The organism is Actinoplanes cyaneus, assembly GCF_016862095.1.
In the GTDB taxonomy this organism is placed as follows: domain Bacteria; phylum Actinomycetota; class Actinomycetes; order Mycobacteriales; family Micromonosporaceae; genus Actinoplanes; species Actinoplanes cyaneus.
The window spans coordinates 1-8,638 of sequence record NZ_BOMH01000029.1 but is presented as its reverse complement, the minus strand read 5'-3'; the positions used below and the strand labels follow the sequence as shown (position 1 = coordinate 8,638).

General features: G+C 69.9%; 6 protein-coding genes. 5 read left to right on the top strand and 1 reads right to left on the bottom strand.

What is annotated here, in order from left to right; translation table 11 throughout:
* Positions 1-291: 291 nt before the first annotated feature.
* Positions 292-1,311 (bottom strand): LacI family DNA-binding transcriptional regulator, encoded by a 1,020-nt coding sequence (locus Acy02nite_RS19695; protein WP_203742596.1) that lies wholly within the window; start codon positions 1,309-1,311, stop codon positions 292-294.
* Between the two features lie 136 nt (positions 1,312-1,447).
* Here Acy02nite_RS19695 and Acy02nite_RS19690 point away from each other — a divergent pair, with 136 nt between their 5' ends.
* The 5 genes from Acy02nite_RS19690 to Acy02nite_RS19670 are packed head-to-tail and all read left to right on the top strand — an operon-like array spanning position 1,448 to position 8,529.
* The gene (locus Acy02nite_RS19690) at positions 1,448-3,418 is read left to right on the top strand and encodes a beta-galactosidase (protein WP_203742595.1); all 1,971 of its coding nucleotides are present in this window, start codon (positions 1,448-1,450) and stop codon (positions 3,416-3,418) included.
* Positions 3,415-4,284, top strand: a complete 870-nt coding sequence (locus Acy02nite_RS19685) for a carbohydrate ABC transporter permease (RefSeq protein WP_203742594.1) — start codon at positions 3,415-3,417, stop codon at positions 4,282-4,284. Before Acy02nite_RS19690 ends, Acy02nite_RS19685 begins: the two co-directional genes overlap by 4 nt.
* Positions 4,281-5,108 carry a carbohydrate ABC transporter permease gene (locus Acy02nite_RS19680; protein ID WP_239175020.1) on the top strand — a complete coding sequence of 276 codons (828 nt, stop codon included), beginning with the start codon at positions 4,281-4,283 and terminating at the stop codon, positions 5,106-5,108. The genes Acy02nite_RS19685 and Acy02nite_RS19680 overlap by 4 nt, the downstream gene beginning before the upstream one ends.
* A gap of 29 nt (positions 5,109-5,137) precedes the next feature.
* Entirely contained in the window at positions 5,138-6,460 is a 1,323-nt protein-coding gene (locus tag Acy02nite_RS19675; RefSeq protein WP_203742592.1) for an ABC transporter substrate-binding protein, read from the top strand.
* The gene (locus tag Acy02nite_RS19670) at positions 6,457-8,529 is read left to right on the top strand and encodes an alpha-galactosidase (RefSeq protein WP_203742590.1); all 2,073 of its coding nucleotides are present in this window, start codon (positions 6,457-6,459) and stop codon (positions 8,527-8,529) included. The genes Acy02nite_RS19675 and Acy02nite_RS19670 overlap by 4 nt, the downstream gene beginning before the upstream one ends.
* Positions 8,530-8,638 lie beyond the last annotated feature (109 nt).

The window sequence follows — 8,638 nt, the reverse complement described above, 5'->3', positions numbered from 1 at the left end:
GGCGCGAAACGACCATCAGCGCCAGCCGCGGTCGTGCGGCTGGCGCTGACGGTTGTTATGAGAGCGCGAAACGACCGTGAGTGCCAGCCGGGGTTGTGCGGCTGGTGGTGAGGGTTGTTTCGAGGGTGCGAGGCAACCGTGAGTGCCAGCCGGGGTGATGCGGCTGGTGGTGAGGGGTGTGTTGCCGGCGGGAGGCACCTCTGGGCGCCAGCCGGGGCGATGCGGCTGGCGGTGAGAGGTGGGACGGGCCTGGGGTGGGACGGGGCTGGCGCGGGGCTGGGTGGGGCGGGGTCAGGCGGAGTCGCGCCAGATGACCGGGGTCGGGAGGAGCCGGCCGAGAGTCTCGAGCTGCTCGCCGCGGAGCTGGTGGAGGATGAGTTGGGCGGCGACCGCCCCTATCTCCTTGGCCGGCTGGTGCACCGTGGACAGTTGCGGCTGGGTGCGCACCGCCCACGTGCTGTCGTCGAAGCCGACGATGCCCACGTCGGACGGCACGCTGCGGCCGGCTTCGCGCAGGGCTTCCAGGGCGCCGGCGGCGATCGCGTCGGAGGCGGCGAAGACCCCGTCGATCGCCGGGTCGCGTTCGAGCAGCAGGCGCATGCCCTTGACGCCCGAGCCGTAGTCGTAGTGCGGAACCTCAGCGACCAGGCCGGCGTCGAAGTGTGGCCCGAGGGCGGCGCGGAAGCCGGCGAGGCGGTCGCTGCCGGAGTCGCGGTCGAGGGCGGCCGCGATCATGCCGATGCGGCGCCGGCCGGTGGCGACCAGGCGGGTGGTGACCTCGCGGGCGGATCCGGCGTTGTCGATCCCCACGTACGGGATCGTGCCGTCGAGATCCGGCGGGTGGCCGACGAACGCGGCCGGCAGTCGCAGGTCGCCGATGACCTGGATGATCGGGTCGTGGGCGCGGGCCGAGACGACGATCGCGCCGTCGACGAAGCCGCCGCTGAGGTAGCGGGCGACGCGTTCCATGTCGCGGCCCGACTCGACGACCAGGCTGACCATCTGGTGGTCGGCGAGGGAGAGCTCGGCGTTGGCGCCGAGCATGATCGAGCCGATGTTCGGGTCGTCGAGGAAGAGCGAGTGCGGCTCCAGCGCGACGAACGCGACCGCCTCTGACCTGCGCATCTTCAGGGCACGAGCCGCGGTGTTCGGCACGTAGCCCACCTCGGTGATCGCGGCCTCGATGGCGGCGCGCGCCTCGGCGGAGACGTAACCGCCGTTGAGCACGCGGCTGACGGTGCCCCGGGACACGCCCGCGGCGGCGGCGATGTCGTGCACCGTGGCGCGTTTCGGGGGCTGGGGGCGGGACATGCGATCACGATAGCCCGGCGGACGCTATTGACCTGGTCACTACCCGGTCCTACTGTGTGCACGTTCACACATCCGTAACGCCGTTGTCGGCGCGACGAAATGTGTGCACGTGCACACACTCGTGACCAGGAGTTTTATGAACAGCATCATTCTGGGTTGCGACTACAACCCGGAGCAGTGGACGCCTGACGTCTGGCATGAGGACGTCGCGTTGATGCGCGAGGCCGGCGTCGACCTGGTCGCTGTCAACATCTTCGGGTGGTCCAGCCTCGAGCCGGCCGACGGGCGGTTCTCCTTCGACGGCCTCGACGAGGTCATCGGCCTGCTGCACGCGAACGGGATCAAGGTCAACCTGGGCACCGGCACCTCGTCCCCGCCGCCGTGGCTGACCACGCTGCACCCGGAGATCCTGCCGGTCGCGGCCGACGGCACCACCCGCTTCCCCGGCGGCCGGCAGGCCTGGTGCCCCAGCTCGCCGGTCTTCCGCGACCGGGCGTACGAGCTGGTCCGCCGCGTCGCCGAGCGTTACGGCGACCACCCGGCGCTCGCCCTCTGGCACGTCTCCAACGAGTTGGGCTGCCACAACGCGCTCTGCTACTGCGAGACCAGCGCCGAGGCGTTCCGCTCCTGGCTGCGCCGGCGGTACGGCAAGATCGAGACGCTGAACGAGGCGTGGGGCACGTCCTTCTGGAGCCAGCGGTACGGCGATTGGGCGGAGATCCAGCCGCCCCGGGCCACGCTGTCGATCCGCAACCCGTCACAGATCGTCGACTTCCACCGGTTCAGCTCCGACGAGCTGCTGGACCACTACCGCGGCGAGGCGGCGATCCTGCGGGCGCACTCCTCCGCCCCGGTCACCACGAACTTCATGGTCACCGCGCACATCCGCAACCTGGACTACTGGTCCTGGGCGCCGGAGATGGACGTGATCGCCAACGACCACTACCTGGACCATCGCCTCGGCGACCCGGTCGCGGAGCTGTCCTTCGCCGCCGACCTGACCCGTGGCCTGGCCGGCGGGAAGCCGTGGATCCTGATGGAGCAGTCCACCGGCGCGGTCAACTGGCAGCCGCACAACCTGGCCAAGGCGCCCGGCGAGATGCTGCGCAACACGCTCACCCACGTGGCCCGCGGCGCCGACTCGATCTGTTTCTTCCAATGGCGGGCGTCCGCGCAGGGCGCCGAGAAGTTCCACTCCGCGCTGCTGCCGCACGCCGGCACCGACACCGTCGCGTGGCGTGAGGTGCTGCGGTTGTCGCGGACGCTGGACGCGATCGGGGAGGTGGCCGGCACGACGGTGGACGCCGACGTCGCTGTCGTCTTCAGCTGGGAGTCGTGGTGGTCGGCCGAGGGGGAGGCCCGCCCGTCGCAGGCGGTGACCTACCTCGATCAGGTGCACGCGGCCCACCGGGCGCTGCGCGGGCTCGGCGTGACCTGCGACGTCGTGCCGCCCGACGCGGACCTGTCGAAGTACAAGCTGGTCGTGGTCCCGTGCCTCTACATGGTGGGGGACGTGGCCGCGGAGCGGATCACCGAGTACGTCGCCGCCGGCGGCCACCTGCTGGTCACGTTCTTCAGCGGGATCGTGGACGAGCGCGACCGGGTCCGGCTCGGCGGTTACCCGGGTGCGTTCCGGGACGTGCTCGGCGTCCGCGTGGAGGAGTTCGCCCCGTTGAAGCCGGATCACCGGGTCACCCTGTCGAACGGCAGGGCCGGCGCGCTCTGGACCGAGCGGCTGCACACGACGTCGGCGGCGACGATCGCGAGCTATCTCGACGGGCCGCTGCCGGGGACGCCGGCGATCACGCGCAACGAGTTCGGCGACGGCGTCGCGTGGTACCTGGCGACCGCCCTCGATGACGCCGGCATGCGGGAGTTCATGCGCGAGGTCGTACCGAATCAGGAAGTTGATCCCGGTGGTGGCGAGGTCGAAGTCGTGCGCCGCAGTGGAGACGGTCGCAGCTACCTCTTCGTCATCAACCACGGCGTGGATGCCGTCGAGTACGCCGTGACCGGCCACGACCTCGTCACCGGCGAACCGGTCGGCCCGGCGCTGTGCGTCGAGGGCGGCGGCGTCGCGGTGGTCAGAGCGGAGGCACGAGCGTGACCAGGAGAAAACCGGCAGCCGCGATCCTCTTCTTCGTTCTCCCGTTCGGGCTGCTGTTCATCGCGTTCTATCTCGCGCCGATCGGGTACGCGATCAAGCAGTCCCTCTACAAGGTCACCCGCACCGGCACGTTCGGGCCGGCGCGCGAGGTCTTCGGCGGCCTCGAGCAGTACCAGCGCGTGTTCGAGAACGGGCCGTTCTGGTCGTCGATCGGGCGAGTGCTGCTCTTCGGCGTGGTGCAGGTCCCGGTGATGCTCGGGCTCGCGCTGCTGCTGGCGCTGCTGCTCGACTCCGGGCTGGTCAGGGGGCGGGCGTTCTTCCGGCTGGCGTTCTTCGTGCCGTACGCGATCCCGGGGGTGATCGCCGCGATCATGTGGGGCTTCCTCTACTCGCCGAACCTGTCGCCGTTCACCGCGGTCACCAAGACCTGGGACCTGCTCTCCGCGGATCTGGTGCTCTGGGCCATGGCCAACGTCGTGACCTGGGTGTACGTCGGCTACAACATGCTGATCATCTACTCCGCCCTGCTGGCGATCCCGCAGGAGGTGTACGAGGCGGCCACGCTCGACGGCGCCGGCCCGATCCGCACCGCGTGGTCCGTCAAGATCCCGCTGGTCATGCCGGCGATCGTGCTGACCACTGTCTTCTCGATCATCGGAACGCTGCAGTTGCTCGCCGAGCCGCAGGTGTTCCGGACGTTCAGCTCGGCGGTGTCCAGCACGTACACCCCGAACCTGACCGTCTACAGCACCTCGTCGATCCCGAACTTCAACCTGGCGGCCGCGTTCTCCGTGGTTCTGGCACTGGCGACGTGCGTCCTCTCGTTCGCGTTCCTCAAGGTCACCCAGCGGGGAGCCGACAAGTGAAGAGCAAATCCGCGGCCATGGCGATCATGGGGATCTGCACGCTCTACTTCCTGGTCCCGATCTGGTGGCTCGTCGTCGGGGCGACCAAGTCCCGCTCCGACTTCGGCAACACCGCGCCGCTCTGGTTCGCCGACGTCAGCCTGGGGCAGAACCTCGGCGAGCTGTTCCGCTACCGCGACGGGGTCTTCCTGCGCTGGATGCTGAACAGCGTCCTCTACACCGGCGGGGCCGCGCTGCTCGGCACGATCCTCGCCGCGATGTGCGGCTACGCCCTGGCCAAGTACCGGTTCCCCGGCCGGGAGGCGATCTTCAACGTCGTCCTGGGCGGGGTCCTGGTGCCGGCGACCGCGCTGGCGCTCCCGCTCTTCCTGATCTTCTCGCAGCTGAACGCGACGAACACCTTCTGGTCGGTGTTCCTGCCCAGCCTGGTCAACCCGTTCGGGGTGTACCTGGCCCGGATCTACGCCACCGCGAGCGTTCCGGAGGAACTGCTGGAAGCGGCCCGGCTCGACGGCTCGGGCGAGGTGCGCACGTTCTTCACCGTCTCCACGAAACTGATGTTCCCCGCTCTGGTGACCATTTTCCTGTTCCATTTCGTCGCGGTGTGGAACAACTTCCTGCTGCCGCTGATCATGCTCGGCAACGAGCGGCTGTTCCCCGTGACGCTCGGCCTCTACACCTGGAACTCGCAGGTCAACCAGCTTCCTGAGCTGCGGATGCTGGTGCTCACCGGCGCTCTCGTCTCGATCGTCCCGCTGGTGGTGGCGTTCCTGCTCCTCCAGCGTTTCTGGCGCAGTGGCCTCGGCTCCGGCGCCGTCAAGTAAATCCCTCCGGTTCGCAAAGGCAGTTATCAATGAAGAAATTGCTGGGCATCCTGCTGACCTCGTCCCTCGCACTGACCGCCTGCTCCTCCGGCGGTGACGACGACACGACAGCCACCGCCGGCGCCGCGAGCTGCGCGCCGTCGAGCGGCCCGGTCACCCTGTCCTTCACCTCGTGGATCCCGAACATCGAGGAGGTCGTCAAGGTCTGGAACGCCAAGAACCCGAACATCCAGGTCAAGGTCCAGACCGGCCCGAACGGCAACGGCGGCACCTACCAGAACTTCTTCAACCAGCTGAAGGCCGGCAACGCCCCCGACCTGGGCCAGGTCGAGTACGACGCGCTGCCCAGCTTCCGCGTCCAGGACGGCCTGACCAACCTGGCCGGCTGCAAGCCGGTGACCGACGCCAAGGACCAGTTCATCGACTGGACCTGGAACCAGGTGTCGTTCGGTGAGAAGGACGCGGTCTACGGCGTGCCGCAGGACTCCGGCCCGATGGCGCTGTTCTACCGCAAGGACCTGTTCGAGAAGAACAACATCCCGGTGCCGGCGACCTGGGAGGAGTACGCGGCGGCGGCCGTCAAGGTGAAGGCCGCGGGCGGCTCGATCACCAACTTCTCGCAGAGCGACATCAACCAGTTCGCGGGTCTCGCCTGGCAGGCCGGCGGTCACTGGTTCTCGAACGACGGCAGCAAGTGGACGGTGAACTTCCAGGACGAGGCCACCACCAAGGTCGCGAACTACTGGCAGGACCTGGTCTCCAAGAAGCTCGTCTCGACCGTGCCGCCGTGGACCACCGAGTGGGACAGCGCGTACAACAAGGGCCAGGCCTGGACCTGGGTCTCCGCAGTCTGGGGCGCGAACTCGATCTCGTCGGGCGCGCCGGACACCGCCGGCAAGTGGGCGGTCGCCCCGATGCCGCAGTGGACCACGGGCGGCAAGGTCGCCGGTAACTGGGGTGGCTCGTCCACCGCGGTGTTCAAGGGCTCCAAGCACCCGTACGAGGCGTCGCAGTTCGCGATCTGGTTGAACACCTCCGAGGAGGCGCTTACGCTGCTCAACGAGAAGGCCAACCTCTACCCGGCCACCAAGACCGGCGGCTCGCTGGCCGCGCTGAGCAAGGGCGTCGACTTCTACGGCGGCCAGAAGATCTACGACATCTTCGCCCAGGCCGCCACCGAGGTCACCCCCGACTTCACCTGGGGACCGACGATGACCTCGACGTACGCCACCGCGTCGGACGGCTTCAAGGCCGCCGTCTCGGGCAGCGGCACGCTCGCCGACGCGCTGAAGAAGGCGCAGACGTCGACGATCGACAACCTCAAGTCGCAGAGCATCCCGGTCGCCGAGTGACCCTGTATCACCTGCGGGCCGCGGGCGTCAGCTTCGTGCTGGACGCCCGCGGCGCCGTTCTGCACTGGGGCCCCGATCTCGGTGAGCTGCCCGGCACCTTCGCCGGCTCGCAGGTTCCGGCGATCCCGCCGAGCTCCGTCGACGTACCGCTGCGATGGTCACTGCTGCCGGGCCCCGGTGACGGATGGAGCGGCCGGCCGGCCCTGGCGGGCCATCACGACGGAACACCATCCGGAACGCTCCAGGTCGCCGCGATCGAGCTTTCCGGGAACACGATTGCCGTACGGACGGAGAACGCCGCCAGGAGCATCGCGGTCGTCACCGAGATCGAGCTGTCCCCGGAGGGCGTGCTTCGGATCCGTCACGTGCTGACCAATCACGGCCCGGGCGTCTTCGACCTGGCCGCTCTCGACGTGCAGCTGCCGATCCCGGCCGAGGCCACCGAACTGCTCGACTTCACCGGCCTGTGGGCACACGAACGGCGTCCGCAGCGCGCGCCGTTGCGCCAGGGCGTGTGGAGCCGGGAGAGCAGGCACGGCCGGCCCGGGCACGACGACGCGTTCCTGCTGATGGCGGGCACACCCGGGTTCGCGTTCCGCAGCGGGCGGATCTGGGCGCTGCACCTGGCGTGGAGCGGCGACAAGCGGATCTGGGCGGAGCGCTCCGCGCTCGGCTGTGCGGCCGTCGGCGCCGGTGAACTGCTCGCGCCGGGGGAGCTCCGGCTCGCGGCAGGGGAGACGTACTCGACGCCGTGGGCGGTCGCGGTCTTCTCCGACTCCGGGATCGACGGGCTCTCCGACCGGCTGCACCCGTGGATCCGAGCCGCGCGTCCGGCGGCGGCACCCCGGCCGGTCGTCCTGAACACCTGGGAGGCGGTCTACTTCGACCACTCCCTGTCCCGGCTCGCCGAGCTGGCCGACGCGGCCGCCGAGGTCGGCGTCGAACGATTCGTGCTCGACGACGGATGGTTCACCGGCCGTCGCGACGACCGCCGCGCGCTCGGCGACTGGTATGTCGACCCGGTCGTCTGGCCGGACGGGCTGCACCCCCTGATCGCGCGGGTGCACGCGGCCGGAATGGACTTCGGGCTCTGGGTGGAGCCGGAGATGGTCAGCCCCGACTCGGCGCTCGCCCGGGCCCAGCCGTCCTGGATCCTCGGGCCGCCGTCCGCGGTGACCTGGCGATTCCAGCGCGTTCTGGACCTGGCGAATCCGGACGCCTACGCGTACGTCCTGGAACGCCTCACCGATCTGCTTACCGAGTACCCGATCGCCTTCCTCAAGTGGGACCACAACCGCGACCTGCTCGAACCCGGCGCCGCCCATCGGCAGACGACAGCGGTCCACCGGCTGCTGGCGGCGCTGCGGTCGGCGTTCCCGCACGTGGAGATCGAGAGCTGCGCGTCCGGTGGCGCCCGGATCGACCTGGGCATCCTGCCGCTCGTCGACCGGTTCTGGACCTCGGACACCAACGATCCGCTCGACCGCCAGCACATCCAGCGCTGGACGAGCGTGCTGATCCCGCCGGAGCTGCTCGGCGGGCACCTCGGCGCGGGAACGGCGCACGTCACCGGCCGTACGTCGGCGTTGGGGCTTCGCCTCGCCACCGCCCTGTTCGGGCATGCCGGCATCGAATGGGACGTCTCCCGGGCATCGCCGGAGGACCGCGCGCTGATCGCCGCGTGGACCGCCGAGTACAAGCGCCTGCGCCCCCTGCTGCACTCGGGCCGGGTCGTCCGCGCGGACACTCCCGACCCGGCGGTGCTGCTGCACGGCGTGGTCGCCCAGGACCGCTCGTCAGCGGTGTTCGCCCTGGTCACGCTCGACGCGCCGGCCGCCGCGCTGCCCCCGCCGATCCGGTTCCCCGGCCTGGACCCCGACCGCGTCTACCGGGTCCGGACGCTGGGACACCCGCCGCGGGTGGTCCAGGACGCCCCGCCGCCGTGGCTCGCGGACGGGGTCGAGCTGCCCGGCCGGGTGCTCTCCGAAGCCGGCCTCCCCGCCCCACTGATGACCCCCGAGCAAGCCACCCTCTTCACCCTCGACGCCCCGGGACGCGAGGTTCGCTGAGGGCTGGGCTCGCTGCGCGGCGCGGGGTCTCCAGCTGGTTCTCATGGGCGTTATCCGGCCCGGATAACGCCCATGAGAACCAGCTGGAGACCCGGACCGGCCCGCGGGG

Coding starts and splice junctions, on each gene's coding strand:
- Acy02nite_RS19695 (WP_203742596.1), bottom strand. CDS start 1,311: ATGTCCCGCCCCCAGCCCCCGAAACGCGCCACGGTGCACGACATCGCC.
- Acy02nite_RS19690 (WP_203742595.1), top strand. CDS start 1,448: ATGAACAGCATCATTCTGGGTTGCGACTACAACCCGGAGCAGTGGACG.
- Acy02nite_RS19675 (WP_203742592.1), top strand. CDS start 5,138: ATGAAGAAATTGCTGGGCATCCTGCTGACCTCGTCCCTCGCACTGACC.